11 protein-coding genes are annotated in these 17,724 nt (G+C 61.3%); 6 read left to right on the forward strand and 5 right to left on the reverse strand.

The window, feature by feature from the left end:
- Positions 1-45: 45 nt before the first annotated feature.
- Positions 46-2,214, reverse strand: a complete 2,169-nt coding sequence (locus tag OOZ52_RS06725; protein WP_274697731.1) for a M13 family metallopeptidase — start codon at positions 2,212-2,214, stop codon at positions 46-48.
- A gap of 130 nt (positions 2,215-2,344) precedes the next feature.
- On the reverse strand, positions 2,345-4,141 hold the full coding sequence (locus OOZ52_RS06730) for an ABC transporter transmembrane domain-containing protein (protein ID WP_274697732.1): 1,797 nt from the start codon (positions 4,139-4,141) through the stop codon (positions 2,345-2,347).
- Between the two features lie 240 nt (positions 4,142-4,381).
- On the opposite strand from OOZ52_RS06730, the gene OOZ52_RS06735 reads away from it, so the two are divergent.
- On the forward strand, positions 4,382-5,614 hold the full coding sequence (locus OOZ52_RS06735; protein WP_274697733.1) for a polyhydroxyalkanoate depolymerase: 1,233 nt from the start codon (positions 4,382-4,384) through the stop codon (positions 5,612-5,614).
- A gap of 3 nt (positions 5,615-5,617) precedes the next feature.
- Here OOZ52_RS06735 and OOZ52_RS06740 read toward each other — a convergent pair whose 3' ends face one another.
- Genes OOZ52_RS06740 through OOZ52_RS06750 form a run of 3 tightly spaced genes read right to left on the reverse strand, consistent with a single transcriptional unit; the run spans position 5,618 to position 7,856 of the window.
- Entirely contained in the window at positions 5,618-6,241 is a 624-nt protein-coding gene (locus OOZ52_RS06740) for a DUF4126 domain-containing protein (RefSeq protein ID WP_274697734.1), read from the reverse strand.
- A gap of 39 nt (positions 6,242-6,280) precedes the next feature.
- Positions 6,281-7,657: a putative O-glycosylation ligase, exosortase A system-associated gene (locus OOZ52_RS06745; RefSeq protein WP_274697735.1), complete on the reverse strand. Its 1,377-nt coding sequence runs from the start codon at positions 7,655-7,657 to the stop codon at positions 6,281-6,283.
- A complete protein-coding gene (locus OOZ52_RS06750) occupies positions 7,650-7,856 on the reverse strand; it encodes a hypothetical protein (RefSeq protein ID WP_274697789.1) in 207 nt (68 codons plus the stop codon). Before OOZ52_RS06750 ends, OOZ52_RS06745 begins: the two co-directional genes overlap by 8 nt.
- 52 nt (positions 7,857-7,908) lie before the next feature.
- Between OOZ52_RS06750 and OOZ52_RS06755 the strand changes: the two genes are divergently transcribed.
- The 5 genes from OOZ52_RS06755 to OOZ52_RS06775 all read left to right on the forward strand — a co-directional run bounded on the left by OOZ52_RS06755 (position 7,909) and on the right by OOZ52_RS06775 (position 17,724).
- Positions 7,909-9,138, forward strand: a complete 1,230-nt coding sequence (locus tag OOZ52_RS06755) for a TIGR04063 family PEP-CTERM/XrtA system glycosyltransferase (protein ID WP_274697736.1) — start codon at positions 7,909-7,911, stop codon at positions 9,136-9,138.
- A gap of 44 nt (positions 9,139-9,182) precedes the next feature.
- On the forward strand, positions 9,183-11,111 hold the full coding sequence (locus OOZ52_RS06760; protein WP_274697737.1) for a hypothetical protein: 1,929 nt from the start codon (positions 9,183-9,185) through the stop codon (positions 11,109-11,111).
- A 240-nt stretch (positions 11,112-11,351) separates the two neighbouring features.
- A complete protein-coding gene (gene gltB, locus OOZ52_RS06765; protein ID WP_274697738.1) occupies positions 11,352-16,019 on the forward strand; it encodes a glutamate synthase large subunit in 4,668 nt (1,555 codons plus the stop codon).
- Between the two features lie 102 nt (positions 16,020-16,121).
- Positions 16,122-17,558, forward strand: a complete 1,437-nt coding sequence (locus OOZ52_RS06770) for a glutamate synthase subunit beta (protein WP_274697739.1) — start codon at positions 16,122-16,124, stop codon at positions 17,556-17,558.
- Between the two features lie 4 nt (positions 17,559-17,562).
- Positions 17,563-17,724 carry a hypothetical protein gene (locus OOZ52_RS06775; protein WP_274697740.1) on the forward strand — a complete coding sequence of 54 codons (162 nt, stop codon included), beginning with the start codon at positions 17,563-17,565 and terminating at the stop codon, positions 17,722-17,724.

A 17,724-nucleotide genomic window follows, 5' to 3' on the forward strand; every position in this document is an offset into this window, starting at 1 on the left:
TGGTATGTGCCAGGGACGGGCTTTCAATTGCCAGGTAAGGCGCGCTTACCAGATGCGGATGCGCTCTTCGGGCGGCAGATAAAGATCATCGTCTGCGGTGACGTTGAACGCATCATACCATGCATCAAGGTGACGCACGGCGTTGTTGAGGCGGAACTCACCCGGCGGGTGGTTGGCCGTCATCACGCGGTTGCGCAGGCTTTCTTCACGCTCCATACCGCGCCAGATTTGCGCGAAACCGAGGAAGAAGCGCTGGTCGCCGGTCAGACCGTCGATCACCGGTGCTTCTTCACCGTTCAGCGAGAGCTGGTAAGCACGATAGGCCATCTGCAGGCCGACGACGTCACCCAGCGTTTCACCCATCGACTGGCGCGCGCGCAGGCAAACGGGGCCTTCCGCGCTTTCAACCGGGCAGAACGCCTCGATGAATTCGCCCATGCGAGTGGTGAACTGCTCGAAACCTTCGCGGTCGGCATCCTGCCACCAGTTGCGCAGCGTGCCGGTGGCATCGAACTGCGAGCCCTGGTCATCATAGCCGTGACCGATTTCGTGGCCGATCACCGCGCCGATACCGCCGTAGTTCACAGCCGGATCAGCCGAACCGTTGAAGAACGGCGGCTGCAGGATGGCTGCAGGGAAGACGATGCGATTGGTCAGCGGTGAATAGTAGGCATTCACCGTCTGCGGAAGCATGCCCCACTCGGTAGGATCAACCTGCGTGCCAAGACGCGAACGGTTGTCTTCAATGCCCCAGCGCGATGCCGCCATACGGTTGGCCAGCGGATCGTCACCGGTGATTTCCAGGCCGTCATAGGTCTCGAATTCGTCAGGGTAGCCGATCATCGGAACGAAGCCGTTGAGCTTGGTGCGTGCTTCTGCCAGCGTTTCCGGCGTCATCCACTCGTTCTCGTCCAGAGCGAGCGACATGGCGCGCGAAAGGTTGGCAACCAGCTCGTCCATCTGAGCCTTGTTTTCGGGCGGGAAATACCGCTCGACATAGAGCGCGCCGAGCTGTTCGCCCAGCATGCCTTCAACGGTGCTGATGCCGCGCTTCCAGCGTTCCTGCTGCTGTTCGGCACCACCGATGGTGCGACCGAAGAAGTCGAAGTTGGCTTCATCGAGCTCGGTAGAAAGCACTGCGGCGTTACCGGCCAGGAAGTTCCCGGCCATGTGTGCCTTGATCACTTCGAGCGGCGTTTCGGTAAGCAGTTCCATCATTGCCGGAAGACCGCCACCGATCATCGCAAGCTGCTCTTCCGTCAGGCCGATCGATTCGATTTCTTCATCGGTCGGCGGCAGCTGGCTGGCCAGGAAACGGTCCTGATCGGCAAACTGGCCGGCTTCGAGCAGCGCACCAACCGGGAAATCACCCGCAAGCGCATCAAGCTCGTCACGGCTGAGAACGTTGTAGGTCAGCTGCGGAATGCGGAACATCTGCCGCGCCCACTCGAGCTCGGCAATCTTGTGTTCGAAGGCGTAGACCGCGCGGGCCGTTGCCGCCGGATCCTGGTAGCCGGCCGCACCGAAGATCGTTTCCATGTAGGAAAGGTACTGCTCGCGAATCTCGAGATTGCTCTCTGAATCGACGAGGTAGTAGTCACGATCAGGCAGGCCGAGACCGCCGAAGCCGATGGAAACGGCATATTCGGTCGGGTTACGCGCATCAATGCCGACACCGGCGGAAACGAGGCTGGGCATGCCCGGCTCTTCCATCAGGCGTACAAGCGCTTCCAGGTCGGGAGCGTTGAAGATCTGCGCAAGGTAAGGATAGGCCGGTGCCAGACCGCTGGCATCGATCGCTTCCACGTCGACAAAGGCGTTGTAAGCATCAACGATGCGGCGCTCGGTGGTGCCCGGCGCAGGATTTGACGCTACAAGATCGGCCATCAGCGTCTGCACATCGACAATCGATTTTTCACGCAGCATGTCGAATGCGCCGAAACGCTGGCGGTCTGCCGGAATTTCGTTCTGTTCGATCCACATGCCATTGGCATAGGCGTTGAAATCATCGCCGGGATCGAGGTCGGTGTTTACGTAGTCGAGGCCAACGCCCCACTCACCGAAGTCCATGGTAGGCGTTTCACCGCCGCCATCCTGTGGGGCGCTGGCGAGTTCATCGTGAAGCCCGTGCTGGTGCTCGTCCTGAGCCAGCGCGGGCGATGCGGCAGCAAGGCCAATGACCGATGCCGATGTAATCAAGATCTTGCGGATCATGTCCGTTTAGTCCTCTCGTCAAATGTAGATAGGGTATGACCAGTTTCGCACAGCATTGTGCAGCGGTTTCTGTCGTTACCAATTCGATTAAGCGTCGATTCGCTCCGACGCAAGTCATCGCGCGAATGACTCACTTCATCGCAGGTTCGTCAAACTGGAGTGAGGCAAGACGTGCGTAAAGTCCGCCCTTGGCAGTCAGACTGGCGTGATCGCCCTGCTCCACGATCCGGCCATCCTCCATCACGATGATCCGATTGGCCGCGCGCACGGTGGCAAGGCGGTGGGCAATGACCAGCGTAGTGCGGTCCTGCATCAGGTTTTCAAGTGCGTCCTGCACCAGCTTCTCGCTTTCGGCGTCCAATGCGCTGGTGGCTTCGTCGAGCAAAAGGATCGGAGCATCGCGCAGCAGGGCACGGGCAATCGCCACGCGCTGGCGCTGGCCGCCCGAAAGCCGCGCACCGCCTTCACCCAGGAAAGTATCGAGGCCATCAGGCAGGTCGCGCAGGAACTGTTCGGCATTGGCCGCGCGCGCTGCGTCCCAGATCGCCTCTTCGCCCGCTCCCCATGCACCGTAACGCAGGTTGTCGCGCGCGCTGGCGGCGAACAGGATGCCTTCCTGCGGCACGAGCGCCATGCGGCGACGGATTTCTGCTGGGTCAGCCTGCGTCAACGGAACGCCATCGAGCTTGATCGTGCCCGATTGCGGATCGTAAAACCGCTCGACCAGCTGGAAAATTGTCGACTTGCCCGCGCCCGAGGGGCCGACGATGGCGACGGTCTCGCCCGGCTCCACGGTCAGGTTAAACTCGGCAATCGCCTGCTCATCCGGCCGTGTGGGATAGCTGAAAGTGACGCTCTGGAAGGCAAGCCCTCCGCGCGGTGGCTGGGGCAAGGCCTGCGGACGCGCAGGCGCGGTGATCTCGGGCTCTTCCTCGAGCAATTCGGCAAGGCGGCTTGCCGCACCTGCGCCGCGCAAGAGATCACCGTAGACTTCGGTCAGGGCGCCAAACGAACCCGCAGCGATGATCCCGCCAACCACGAAGGAGGTAATCGTGCCGCCGGTAATCTCGCCCGAACTGACCAACATCGCACCGCGCCACAGCAACAGGACAATCGAACCGAAGATCAGCGTCATGATCGTTGCCGTCATGACCGATCGGATAAGGATGCGCTTTTTCGCCATTGCGAAGGTCGCGTCCACAGCCTTGCTGAAGCGCCCAGCCTCGCGCTCTTCCTGATTGAACCCCTGGACAATCTTCATCGAAGACAGGACTTCTGTCGTGATCCCGCCAACATCCGCCACATGATCCTGACTGGATCTGCTGACATTGCGCAGTCGCCTCCCGAAAACAGCGATGGGCACGATCACCACCGGAATGCCGAGGAGCAACCAGACAGTGAGCTGCGGAGCAAGCCAGAACAGGTACCCGATGCTGAGCACCGCCATGATCGAATTGCGCAGCGCCACCGAAACGGTGGTGCCCACCACTGTCTCGATAATTGCCGTGTCCGATGTCATACGGCTGCTGATTTCCTTGGGACTGTTCTCTTCGAAAAAGGCCGGGGATAGCCGCAACAGGTTGGTGTAGACCTTCTCGCGAACATCCGCGACCACACGCTCGCCAATCCAGCTGACGAAATAGAAACGCAGCGCTGTACCAAGTCCAAGTACGCCGACCAGCAGCATCAGGTAACGGAACCAGCGGTCGATATCCCCGGCGCCCTCACCCGCCGCGCCAAAACCGCGGTCCACCACCAGCTTCATGCCATAGGGAATGGCGAGCGACATGACCGAAGCTGTGACCAACAGGGCAATCAGCGCCAGCGTGATTTGCGTCGGATACTTGACTGCCTCTCGATAGATCATCCGCAACGGACGCAGCGTCTTGGCCGGTTTGGGATCGTCTGCAGTTTCGGGAAGTGCCATATCGCGTTTCGACCTAACCCAATGTACCGCGCCGTCAAGCCAGCGCGGCGCTCGCAACAGAAGGAAGTGAGGCAAATTTTCCACCGCCGCAGTGCGGAATCGCTTTGCCGCATTGCAACATCTGTCAAAAAGGGGCATGCCTCCCGCTCGCGCAAAACAGCCCACAGGCAGGCGCACCAACTTCCGGCCCTGGCGAGACGACTGTCCCGGTGGCCACAATTTTGCAGGGGACGCTCCACATTGCTCTATTCCGCCTATGAATTGCAGAAAGCGTGGTTCAGTTCGGCCAGCAACTGGGCGACCGTGGGCGCGCGGCTGCTCGACAATCCATCATTGCCGATGGGCTATTTCGGGATGGGCCCGGCGGCGGCGAGCGCGCTGAAAGTCTTCGCTCACCTCTATGAAGAGCGCGGCAAGCCCGATTTCGATATCCAGCCGGTGGAAGTGGAAGGCGTCGCAAGGCCTGTTTCGGAAACCGTGGTGCTGGAAAAGCCCTTCGGCTCACTGCGCCGTTTCAAGCGCGATAACCTGCCCAAGAATGCGCCCAAGCTGCTGATCGTCGCGCCAATGAGCGGCCACTACGCCACGCTGCTGCGCGGCACGGTGCAGCGCATGGTGCAGAACCAGGAAGTGTGGATCACCGATTGGGCCGATGCGCGCAACGTTCCCTTGTCAGAAGGGCATTTCGACCTCGACGATTATATCGATTACCTGATCGAATTCCTGCAATTTATTGGCCAAGAATCAAAGGGGGGCACGCATGTTCTGGCGGTGTGCCAGCCTTCGGTCCCTGCATTCGCGGCCACAGCTGTGATGGGCGCGGCGAAGGATCCGTGCCGTCCGAAAACGCTCACCATGATGGGCGGCCCGATCGATACCCGCGCCAGCCCGACGAGCGTGAACGACCTGGCGATGGACAAACCGCTAAGCTGGTTTGAAAACAATGTGATCGCCACCGTGCCGTTCAACTATCCGGGCGCGGGACGGAAGGTCTATCCGGGCTTCCTCCAGCTCGCCGGGTTCATTTCCATGAACCTCTCCGATCACATGATGAGCCATTACGAAATGTTCAAACACATGACGATTGGCGATCATGACAGTGCGGATCGGACCAAGCAGTTCTACGACGAATACCTATCGGTCTGCGATATGACCGAAGAGTTCTATCTCCAGACCATCGAGCACGTGTTCCAGGAGCATTCGCTGCCGAAAGGCGAGTTCGTTCATCGCGGGAAGGCGATTGACCCCGATGCCATCCGTGACACTGCGCTACTGGCAATCGAGGGGGAGCTCGATGACATCTCCGGCATCGGCCAGACCCGTGCAGCACTCGATCTCGCCGAGCACCTGCCCAAGGCGAAGAAGAAGTACCACCTGGCCAAGGACTGCGGTCACTACGGCATTTTCAACGGCAGCAAGTGGCGCACGCGAATTGCCCCTGTGGTCGAGGAATGGATGCGGGAGAATGGGTGAGGTCTAGACCTCTTCCGGTTCCACCTCGCGCCGACCCAGCACCTTCTTGATCAGTCTCCGCAGCAACAGCACCATTCCGATGGCAATCAGCAACAGCACCACAGCCACGCCTGCGGCTGCGACGGGATATTCGTAGACGAACCACAAGAGGCCGATGGTCGCGACGTCTTCTGCCGTCGACATGGCGATATTGCTGACGGGTTCGGGCGAGGTGTTGATCGCAGCGCGCGCGCCGGCCTTGCCACCGTGCGCCAGCAGAGCACCGCCGCCGCCCAGCAGGAAGGCGATTACCTGCATCGCAGGGTCACCCGGATCGACAATGGCCAACGAAAGCAGCGCGCCGCCGATGGGCCGGATCAGTGTGTGCAGCGTGTCCCACGCGCTATCGAGCCAGGGCACCTTGTCCGCAAAGAATTCTGCCAGTGCACCGAAACCAGCAATGCCCATCACCCATGGATTGGCGAGGACTTGCAGCGATTCGAGATGTTCGGGCAAAGGCACCACACCGCTTTGCATGGCAATGCCGGTGCCCAGCACAACGACATATAGCCGCCATCCCGCAAGCAGGCTCACGCTGCCGGCAATGCCGATGATTTCCATGATGCCAAGCGCTGCAGGTGCGTCCATACAGATGAGTATTCCCGCAAGCCGCGCAAATGTCGAGCCTTAGGTGGGAAAAGGCGAGCCTTCTCCCCGCTCCGCCGCCAGTTTCTCTGCCACTGCAGAGCGCTGGAATCCCTTGCGGCGGATGCGCCAGAAACTCCACAGCGCGCATTGGAAGCCGATCAGGATCAGCGCGAACGACTGGAACGCAATCCCGACGAACAACGCGCCAACGAGGAAGATGATCTGGGCATGCTGGAGCGCGGTAGCGAGATCGAACATCCAGACGTCGCGGTCTGCGCGTTTGGGGCCTTCCCTCCACCTGATCCGCTCCATGTGCCACACGCCGAGACCCTGCAGCAGCAGCCACATGAACAGTCCCAGCCATCCCTGTTCGCCGAGCATTTCGAAGTAGGAGGAGTGGTAGGCGCGCGATTCATCGGTCACAGTTTCATAGGTGATCTGTTGGTTGTTGCCTTCACCTTCGATCTTGGGAACTTCATAGGTGAAACTGTTGGAGCGATAGGCATCGAAGCCACCGCCGGTCGGGTTTGCCAGCGCATAGTGATAAGTCCATTTCCACACCTGCAGGCGAGTAGATGCACTTTCATCGGACTGGAATCCGGTGATCGTTGCCATGCGATCAGTGAAAGCCTGTGGCAGGAAGGGAATAGACGCAACCAATGCCACGCTGGCGAGGCCGGCGAACAGGAAACGGTGTTTGACCGCGCGCATCATCAACACGCCCAAGACTCCAATGCACACAAGCCCCGTGCGTGCCTGCGTCCCGATCGGGATGAGCAAGCAGGAGAAGATCAGCGCGGCGGCGAAAGTCCACACCCGCCAGTCGGGTTTGAAAATGGTGCCGTGCCGCGCAAGAAAAAGGATCAGCGGGATCGAAGCGATGGCCGCGGTCGAGAAGATCGAACCTTCGTAAATCCCCGAATCGTTCTGCACCAGCAGCACCAACAAGCCGTATCCGCCACCGCCCGCCACAGTCTTCACACCGCCGCTGATGGCAATCGCTGCAATGGAAAGGATGTACACGAGGACGGCAGCCTCGATCCGCAAGCGCGTGCGCAAAGTAAGTGGCAGGAAGGCGGCGAAGATCAGGCTCTTCCACACCCAGTCCCATTTGGCCCAGGCGGTATCCTGAAAGGCGGCACCCAGCGTTGTGTATCCGCACCAGGCGAGCAGAGCGACGATCAGGCCCTGGCGGAAGGTAAAGCGGCTGCCCTCTTTCGTATCGAGCAAGGCATATCCGGCAAAGGCGGCGATAAAGGCTACCACCGACAGGTGCAGACTACGAATGAACCCCCAGCCGACTTCGCCCGGGGACACGATATCGACATAGATATACAACAGCACCCACAGGAACGGGCGCTTGAAGCCCATGGCGATGATCAGGCCGATAAAGATGATCAGGACGATGTCACGCATCGGCATCGCCCCCATGCGGCCCTTCGTGGTTCTTCAACCACGGCGGCGGTGGTGGCGCTTCATCGCCGGAATTCCTGTCCAGATCCTCACGCGCCAGCAACCGCCATGCGGCGACCAGAATCAGGCCGTGCGTCAGCAGGATGGAGAAGATATCGATCACGTTTCGTCGGTTCCAAACAGGTATTGCAATGTCGCCCATACGCGCATGGTCTTGACGCTGCGTTAAGCAAGATGTGGCAGGGGAAGCGGCGATGACACGGATATTGCACGTTCTTGACCACTCGCTGCCGCTCCACAGCGGCTACACCTTCCGCACGCGCGCCATTCTGAAGGCGCAGCAAGCGGCAGGGCTGGAAGTACGCGGCATTACCGGCCTGCGACACAGCGCCGATGGTCCATCCGAAGAGGAGGTAGACGGCCTCACCTTCCATCGCACGCCGGGCAAGGCAGAGGGGCCAGCTGGCCTCAAGGAGTGGCGCGAAATCGGTGCGCTGACCGATGCCATCGTCGCGCTCACGCAGGAATGGCGGCCCGATGTGCTGCATGCTCACTCTCCCGCGCTCGACGGTCTCGCCGCCGTTCGTGCGGGCAAGAAGCTGGGCATTCCGGTCGTCTATGAAATTCGCGCATTCTGGGAAGATGCTGCGGTCGGCAACCTGACGTCGCGCGAAGGGTCGCTCAAATACCGCCTCACCCGCCAGCTGGAAAACATAGCCGTCAGCGGCGCGGACCATGTGATGACGATTTGCCAGGGCCTGAAAGACGATCTGGTTTCGCGCGGCGTTTCCCCGGACAAGATCGGCATCATGCCCAACGGCGTGGACCTGACCATGTTTGGCGAGCCCGCTGTGCGCGACGATGCTCTTGCCGAAGAACTCGGCGTGGGTAGCGGGCCGGTTATCGGCTTTATCGGCAGTTTCTACGATTACGAGGGGCTGGATGACCTGATCGCCGCGATGCCGATGCTGATAGAGCGGCATCCCGGCGCGCGCCTGCTGATGGTGGGTGGCGGACCGATGGAGGAAGCGCTGAAAGCTCAAGCTGCCGCCTCATCCGCCCGCAATGCGATCATTTTTACCGGCCGCGTACCGCACAGCGAAGTGGAACGCTTTTACGCGCTCACCGATGTCATGGCCTATCCGCGCAAGAAGAGCCGCCTGACCGATCTCGTGACCCCGCTCAAGCCGCTCGAGGCGATGGCGCAGATGAAGCTGGTCGCGGCAAGCGATGTCGGCGGACACCGCGAACTGGTGACGCATAACGATACCGGCATGCTGTTCACGCCAGACGATCCCGCGGCCTGCGCGGTTGCCCTGGCCGATCTGATCGACCAGCGCAGCGATTGGCACGCCTTCCGCGCACGGGGCAAGGTACATGTCCGCGACAATCATGACTGGCACCGCAATGCACAGCGTTATCAGGTCGTTTACCAAACCCTGTTAGAGCCCAAATCGAATAGCCCGATTTCCGCGGCGGCCTGATTAATCAGCGCACCCGGGAAAAGGCGTAGAAACAGGATTTGCTCGTGGCATCAATGCCAATGGATCAGGAACACGAAGCGCGGCGCGGAGGCGGAAAGCCGCCGGTAAGCGCGCATCCTGCGTTCCCCGCTATCGTAGCACTATGGTTTGCCGCGCTGCTGGGGCTGGGCAGCCTTATCCTTCCCGTGCAACTGATCGAGCGCGTTGTCAGCGCGACCGGCATTGCTTCGCTCATTCCCGCAGCCGCGCCACCACTCGGCTTTACCGCGCGCGCCGCGATCGCTCTCGTCGCGACCATTTTTGGAGCGCTGCTGGGGGTTGTCGCTGCAAAGCGTGTCGCCAATGCGAGCCGCAACCGCGATGACGATATCGGTGAAGCAACCGGTGCCCGTCGCGCTTTCAGCGCGCATGACGATCTCGAGGAAGACGGGATCGAAGCCGAAGAATTCTATCCGGACGCAGACTATGCCCCCGATGAAGAATCCGGCCAGCGCAAGCGCCGCCGCGCTTTGGCGATGGAAGAGGAAGAGGGACCAAGCGATTTCCTGTCCGTCGCCCCGCTCCCCGGCGTTGAAGAAGGCGATGCCGGCCTCGACCTGATGGAAGAGGCTCTCGAGCTGGAAGATGAAGTCGAGTTCACCGACGAATCTGAACCCGATGTACCCGCACCGGAACCCGTCGACGGGCCTGTGGAGGCTCCTCCAGCTGTTGCACACCAGGAATTCGTGGCACCGGAAGACAGTGAGGAGGCTGGTGAAGAGCCACAGCCTTTCGCATTCCGGGATCGTTCGAACACTGCCGAGCCATTGGCATTCTCCCCCCCGTCGATGGCACGCCAGACGCCCGCCCAGGCAGAAGCGGCGCCACGCCTCTTCGATACACCTTCCGCGAGTGACGAAGCCACAGAAGCGCAGGCAGAAATGCCGGAAGAACCCCAAGAGGACCTTGTGTCAGACAAACAGACCTTCCAGCCAGCCGTACCCCAGCCTTTCGAGGCACCACGCGAGGCGGCCAACGAAGCTGAGATCGCATCTGCCGAAACGCCGCAGGAAGATATGACACCTCCCGCTGCCCCGACAGAAGCGCAGGGAGATAGCGTCGGGCTGGTGCAACTGGTCCAGAAGCTGGGTGACGCGCTCGACAAGCACCGTGAATGGAGCGCGCAGCGCGCAGCAGAAGCCGCCGCCGCACCGCAACCTGCACCGGCCAACGAAGCCGAAGCCAGCGAAGCTGCGCCGAGCATCCCGCAAGATTTCGAAGCCGCGCGTCCGGATGATGCGGCCGAAGCCATGGCCGCCTATTTCAGTCGGCCCGCCGAAGCAGCGCCTACTCCGGTCGAGGACGAAATGCCTGACGCGGATCAGCCTGCTCCGCCCGCCCCAATCCCGGGTCAGCAGTTCGCTCCACTGGCCGAGAACATGCGTATTCGCGATGAAGACGATGAGGACGAGATGGATGACCTCGCCGCGTCGTTTGCATTGCCGCTGACACGCGCTGAGTCGCCGATCCCGCCATCGGTCACACCAACCCCGCGTCCGTCTTTCGATATCCCTCCGCCCGACGCTGCAGCTGCAGCTGAAAGCGAAGAGATCGGAGAAGACGAAGAAGAAGAAGAGACATCTCCGCAAAGCGATGCTGCCTACAGCTCGCTTTCCAGCGTGAACAATCCGTTCAAGCAGGACGCGCAACAATTCGTGCGCATCGACGAGCCCGAGCCCGATGTCGAATCTGTACGGCCTGCCGTGGTCTTCCCGCATCAGGAAACACGCATGGCAACGCCCGCTCCAGCTCCGGTAGAGGAAGTCGATGCTCAGGAAGCACCCGCTTCCAATGTGGCACGCCCGTTTGATCGCCCCGCTGATGCCCCTGCGCCAGTGCAGGCCCCGCAAACAGACCGCCAGCCGGCTAACAGTGACGACAACGAGCGCGCCCTGCGCGAGGCGCTGATGAACCTGCAGCGGATGGGCAAGTAAGCCCACGGCGCAGAACCCCGCGCACCTTCACAATCCGGCCACTTCTCCACGTGCAGTTGCGCGCATAGGATTGCATGCCCTTGTGCGGTGCAGCAAATCCTGTAAGAGTAGTTTCATGTCGCCATAGGGGTGGCTCACGACATTTTCGTGCAGCCCCGTGCTGAAGATTCGCGTTTCGTTACCGGTGAAACCGGTTCCGAAGCGCGATTTCTTCGCACTGCAACATGGAAGTAGTAGCTTTTGACCGAGTATCGCGCCGATTTCCCTGATCCCCAGGGCCTGTATGATCCCCGCAACGAGCATGACAATTGCGGCATGGGTTTTGTCGCGCACATCAAGGGCGCGAAATCGCACGATATTATCCCACAGGCGCTGGAAATCCTCGCCAACCTCAATCACCGCGGTGCGGTGGGGGCGAACCCGTTGCTGGGCGATGGCGCAGGCATCCTGATCCAGATCCCGGACAGGCTCTATCGTCAATGGGCGACAAGCGAAGGCCTGACCCTGCCGCCTGAAGGCGACTACGCGGTTGCCATGTGCTTCATGCCGCAGGATGAAAAAGCGCGCGGCTTCATTACCGAGCAATTCGAGAAGTTCATCGCCAAGGAAGGCCAGCGGCTGATCGGCTGGCGCGATGTTCCGGTAACAGTCGACGGGCTTGGCAAGGCGGTGCTCGATTCGATGCCGGTAATCCGCCAGTGCTTCATTGCACGTGGCGAGAATTGCGCCGACCAGGACGCATTCGAGCGCAAGCTGATTGTCATTCGCAAGCAGACGCAAAACCCGCTCAAGGAACTCGCCGAAAAGCACGACATGCCCGATCTGGTTAAGCTCTACATGCCGAGTTTTTCCAGCCGCACCGTCGTGTACAAAGGGTTGCTTCTCGCCGACCAGGTCGGCAGTTTTTACGACGACCTGCGCAACCCCGATTGCGAAAGCGCATTGGGCCTCGTCCACCAGCGCTTCTCCACCAACACCTTTCCCAGCTGGCGGCTTGCCCAACCCTTCCGCCTGATCGCCCACAACGGCGAGATCAACACGGTTCGCGGCAACGTGAACTGGATGAACGCGCGCCGCCGCACGATGGAAAGCGAGCTGCTCGGTGCGGACCTCGACAAGCTGTGGCCGATTGTGCCGCACGGCCAGTCTGACACTGCCTGCCTCGACAATGCGCTCGAACTGCTGCTGCTCGGCGGATATTCGCTCGCGCATGCCATGATGGTGCTGATCCCCGAAGCCTGGGCGAAGAACGACCTGATGGATCCCAAGCGCCGCGCATTCTACGAATACCACGCCGCGCTGATGGAGCCATGGGACGGCCCCGCCTCGGTCGCCTTTACCGATGGCCGCCAGATCGCCGCGACGCTCGACCGCAACGGCCTGCGCCCCGCGCGCTACTGCGTGACCAAGGATGATCTGTGCATCTGCGCGTCTGAAAGCGGCGTGCTGCCGGTGGCCGAAGAGAATATCGTTCGCAAGTGGCGCCTGCAGCCGGGTCGCATGCTGCTGATCGATCTGGAGCAAGGCCGCATCATCGAGGATGAAGAGCTCAAAGCCGAACTCGCCAATGCCCAGCCCTACGAGGAATGGCTCGAAGCCGCGCAGTACAAGCTGAAGGACCTCGAAGCGATCGAGACCGATGACGAGGCGGTGCTCGAACACGACGTCAGTCTGCTCGATCGCCAACAGGCCTTTGGCTACACGCAGGAAGACGTCTCGCGCTTCCTCGAGCCGATGGCCATGGCGGGTGAAGACCCCATCGGATCGATGGGCACCGACACGCCGATTGCCGTGCTCTCGAGCAAGAGCCGTCTTCTCTACGATTACTTCAAGCAGAACTTCGCGCAGGTCACCAATCCGCCGATCGACCCGATCCGTGAAGAGCTGGTGATGAGCCTGCTGACGATGGTTGGCCCGCGCCCCAACCTGCTCGGCATGGAAGCGGGTACGCACAAACGGCTCGAGATCAGCCAGCCGATCCTGACCAACCGCGGGATGGAGAAAATCCGCTCGGTCGAAGCGAGCCTCGACGGAGCCTTCCGCACCGCCACAATCGATATCACCTGGGACGCAGAGACCGGAGCCGATGGCCTTGAGATGGCGATCAAGGAAATGTGCTGGGCAGCGACCGAAGCCGTGCTGCAGGACAAGAACATCCTGATCCTGTCTGACCGCGCGCAGGGGCCAGACCGGATTCCCATGCCCGCATTGCTCGCCACAGCAGCCGTGCACCACCAGCTCACCCGCCAAGGCCTGCGCATGCAAACGGGCATCGTGGTCGAGACCGGCGAAGCGCGCGAAGTGCACCACTTCTGCGTGCTCGCAGGCTACGGCGCAGAGGCGATCAACCCGTACCTCGCCTTCGAGACGCTCGAGGATATTCGCCAGCGCAAGGCGCCCGACTTGACGACAGAGCAGGTCGAACAGAACTATATCAAGGCTGTCGGCAAGGGCATTATGAAGGTCATGTCCAAGATGGGCATTTCGACCTACCAGTCATATTGCGGCGCGCAGATTTTTGACGCGGTGGGGCTGAGCTCCGACTTCATCGACCGCTTCTTCACCCGCACCGCGACCACTATCGAAGGCATAGGCCTCACCGAAGTCGCGCAGGAAACGGTGCGCCGCCATGCAGAGGCATTTGGCGACAATCCGATCTACAAGAACATGCTCGATGTGGGTGGCATCTACCAATACCGCCTGCGCGGCGAGGAACATGCCTGGACGCCTGCGAATATCGCCGATCTGCAGCACGCCGTGCGCAGCGAGCAGGGTGGTAACGCGCAAGACAAGTACCGCGCCTTCGCCAGGTCCGTGAACGAACAGGCCGAGCGTCTGCTCACCATTCGCGGCCTGATGCAGCTGAAGCCCGCCAACGATCCGGTGCCTCTGGACGAAGTCGAGAGCGCGGAAGAGATCGTCAAGCGGTTCAGCACTGGGGCGATGAGCTTCGGCTCGATCAGCCATGAAGCGCATTCGACGCTCGCCGTGGCGATGAACCGGATCGGCGGTCGCTCGAACACCGGTGAGGGCGGCGAAGAACCGTTCCGTTTCCAGCCGCTGGGAAATGGCGATTCGATGCGCAGCCGGATCAAGCAGGTGGCGTCCGGACGCTTTGGTGTGACCACCGAGTATCTCGCCAATTCGGACGATATCCAGATCAAGATGGCGCAGGGTGCAAAGCCCGGTGAAGGCGGCCAGCTGCCCGGCCACAAGGTCGACAAGCGGATCGGCAAGGTACGCCATTCGACCCCCGGCGTAGGCCTGATTTCTCCCCCGCCACACCACGATATCTACTCGATCGAAGACCTCGCGCAGCTGATCCACGATCTGAAGAACGTAAACCCTGCCGCGCGTGTTTCGGTCAAGCTCGTGGCTGAAGTAGGCGTCGGCACAGTGGCGGCGGGCGTCTCCAAGGCGCGCGCGGACCACGTGACAATCTCGGGTTACGAAGGCGGCACGGGTGCATCGCCGCTCACCAGCCTCACCCACGCCGGTAGCCCGTGGGAAATCGGCTTGGCCGAAACGCAGCAGACGCTGCTTCTGAACGATCTGCGCAGCCGCATCGCGGTGCAGGTCGACGGCGGCCTGCGGACCGGGCGTGACGTTGCCATCGGCGCACTGCTGGGTGCGGACGAGTTCGGTTTCGCGACTGCTCCGCTGATTGCCGCTGGCTGCATCATGATGCGCAAGTGTCACTTGAACACCTGCCCCGTTGGCGTTGCCACGCAGAACCCCGAACTGCGCAAGCGCTTCGTCGGTCAGCCCGAGCACGTAATCAACTACTTCTTCTTCGTCGCCGAGGAACTGCGCGAGATCATGGCCGAAATGGGCTTCCGCACGGTCGAGGAAATGATCGGCCGCGTAGACCGCATCGATATGAACCGCACGATCCGCCACTGGAAGGCAGACGGCGTGGACCTGACCAAGCTGCTCCACACGGTGGAGCCGCCGCAGGGCAAAGCGCTCTTCCAGACTGAATGCCAGGATCACGGGCTCGACAAAGCGCTCGACATGGAACTGCTTGCTGCGTGCCGTCCGGCGCTCGACGCGGGCGACACGGTGCAGCTCGATCGCGAGATCCGCAACGTGAACCGCACTGTCGGCACGATGCTGTCGGGCGAAATTGCCACATTGCATGGCCACAAGGGCCTGCCCGTCGATACTATTCGCGTGAACTTCACCGGCACTGCGGGCCAGAGTTTCGCCGCATGGCTCGCTCATGGCGTAACGCTCAATCTGGTCGGCGATGGCAATGACTATGTCGGCAAGGGTCTTTCGGGCGGCCGCGTGATCGTGCGCCAACCGGACAATGTGGACCGCGATCCGGGCGAGAACATCATCGTCGGCAACACCTGCCTTTATGGCGCGATCGCTGGCGAGGCCTATTTCGCGGGCGTGGCGGGTGAACGCTTTGCCGTGCGCAATTCGGGCGCGGTTGCAGTGGTCGAGGGCACCGGCGATCACGGCTGCGAATACATGACCGGCGGCGTTGTCGCGGTGCTCGGCCGCACGGGCCGCAATTTCGCAGCCGGGATGAGCGGCGGCATTGCCTACGTCTACGATCCCAAGGGCACGTTCGATCAGCGCTGCAACCTGGCGCAGGTCGATCTCTTGCCGCTTGATGCTAATGCTGATGACCCAGAAGGAATGGGCCTGCCGCAACAGCGCGCCAATACTGTCGATGATCTGGGCATGGGCGATCCGCTATATCACGATGCGTCGCGGCTGAAGGTGCTGCTGGAGCGGCACAAGCTGCACACGGGCTCTGCCCGCGCAGCAGCGATGCTCGATGATTGGGACAACACGCTGACCAAGTTCGTGAAGGTTATGCCGAAGGATTACGCGCGCGCGCTGGGGCAGCTCGAAGCCGAGCGAGATGCCGCCGCAATGGAGGCCGCAGAGTGATGCGCGCCTTCACACGTCATCCCAGCGAAAGCTGGGATCGCTCTCAGAACAACCCGACCCCAGCTTTCGCTGGGGCTTCGGACAAATCGGAGATTTGACCTCGTGGGCAAGGAAACAGGCTTTCTCGAAGTCGACCGCCAGGATCGCACCTATGACGATCCCAAGGAACGGCTGAAGCACTACAAGGAATTTGTCGTTCCGCATGACGAGCCGGCGCTGCAAAAGCAGGCTAGCCGCTGCATGAATTGCGGCATCCCGTACTGTCACAACGGCTGCCCGGTGAACAACATCATCCCGGACTGGAACCATCTGGTTTACGAGGGCGACTGGCAGAACGCGCTCGAAGTGCTGCATTCGACCAACAACTTTCCCGAATTCACCGGCCGCGTGTGCCCCGCCCCTTGCGAGGCAAGCTGCACGCTCAACATCACCGACGGGCCGGTGACGATCAAAAGCATCGAATGCGCCATCGTTGATCGCGGGTGGAAGGAAAGCTGGATCAAGCCGCAAGTGCCCGCCAAGCAGACGGGCAAGACGGTTGCCGTGGTCGGCTCCGGCCCCGCTGGCATGGCCTGCGCCCAGCAATTGGCACGAGCGGGGCACTCGGTAACGGTGTTTGAGAAGAGCGACCGTGTCGGCGGCCTGCTGCGTTACGGCATTCCCGACTTCAAGATGGGAAAGACCCTCATCAACCGCCGCGCGGTACAGATGGAAGCCGAGGGCGTCATCTTCAAAACCTCCAACGAGATCGGCGTCGATACGTCGATCAAGTCGCTGAAAGGGAACTTTGACGCGATTGTGCTTTCAGGCGGTGCAGAAGACCCGCGCCAGCTCGAAATTCCGGGCGCGGAGCTGCCCGAGGTGCGGCTCGCGATGGAATTCCTCACCCAGCAGAACAAGCGCAATGCGGGCGATGATGAAGCGCGCGCAGCGCCGCGTGGCACGCTGACCGCAACTGGCAAGCACGTGATCGTGATCGGCGGTGGTGACACCGGCAGCGATTGCGTCGGCACCTCCAACCGGCAGGGCGCGGCATCGGTCACGCAGATCGAAATCATGCCGCAGCCGCCCGAAAAAGAGAACAAGCTGCTGACCTGGCCCGACTGGCCGATGAAGCTGCGCACCTCCTCCAGCCATGAAGAAGGCGTTGAGCGCGATTGGGCCGTGCTGACCAAGGAGGTGATCGGCGAACATGGCAAGGTCACCGGCCTGAAATGCGTGCGTGCCGACTGGTCGGACGGGAAGCTAGCCGAAGTTCCGGACAGCGAATTCACGCTGAAGGCAGACCTCATCCTGCTCGCAATGGGCTTCCTCGGCCCGCGCAAGCGCGGGATGCTCGATCAGGCTGGTGTCGAATTGACACAGCGCGGCAATATCGAAGCGAACGAAATCAGCTACCGCACCAGCGACGAACAGATCTATGCCTGCGGAGACATGCGCCGGGGCCAGAGCCTTGTCGTCTGGGCCATTCGCGAAGGCCGCCAGTGCGCTGCCAGCGTGGACGAGGCGCTAATGGGAGCGACCGAGCTGCCGCGTTGACCTGATGGACGGGGCCCGGCGCCTGCGTTACGCTGAAGGCATGCATCGCCTGTTTGCCACACCTGCCATCGCTGCACCCCGCGCCCGAATGACGCCAACCGAGACCGACATCCAGTTGTGGCCGTGCGACAGCAAAGTCGAGATGGTGCGGGTTGAATCGGATTGA

Origin of the sequence: Aurantiacibacter sp. D1-12 (assembly GCF_028858515.1) — a bacterium.
Classification (GTDB): domain Bacteria; phylum Pseudomonadota; class Alphaproteobacteria; order Sphingomonadales; family Sphingomonadaceae; genus Alteraurantiacibacter.

Coding starts and splice junctions, on each gene's coding strand:
- OOZ52_RS06725 (WP_274697731.1), bottom strand. CDS start 2,214: ATGATCCGCAAGATCTTGATTACATCGGCATCGGTCATTGGCCTTGCT.
- OOZ52_RS06730 (WP_274697732.1), bottom strand. CDS start 4,141: ATGGCACTTCCCGAAACTGCAGACGATCCCAAACCGGCCAAGACGCTG.
- OOZ52_RS06740 (WP_274697734.1), bottom strand. CDS start 6,241: ATGGACGCACCTGCAGCGCTTGGCATCATGGAAATCATCGGCATTGCC.
- OOZ52_RS06745 (WP_274697735.1), bottom strand. CDS start 7,657: ATGCGTGACATCGTCCTGATCATCTTTATCGGCCTGATCATCGCCATG.
- OOZ52_RS06750 (WP_274697789.1), bottom strand. CDS start 7,856: ATGGGCGACATTGCAATACCTGTTTGGAACCGACGAAACGTGATCGAT.
- OOZ52_RS06755 (WP_274697736.1), top strand. CDS start 7,909: ATGACACGGATATTGCACGTTCTTGACCACTCGCTGCCGCTCCACAGC.
- OOZ52_RS06775 (WP_274697740.1), top strand. CDS start 17,563: ATGGACGGGGCCCGGCGCCTGCGTTACGCTGAAGGCATGCATCGCCTG.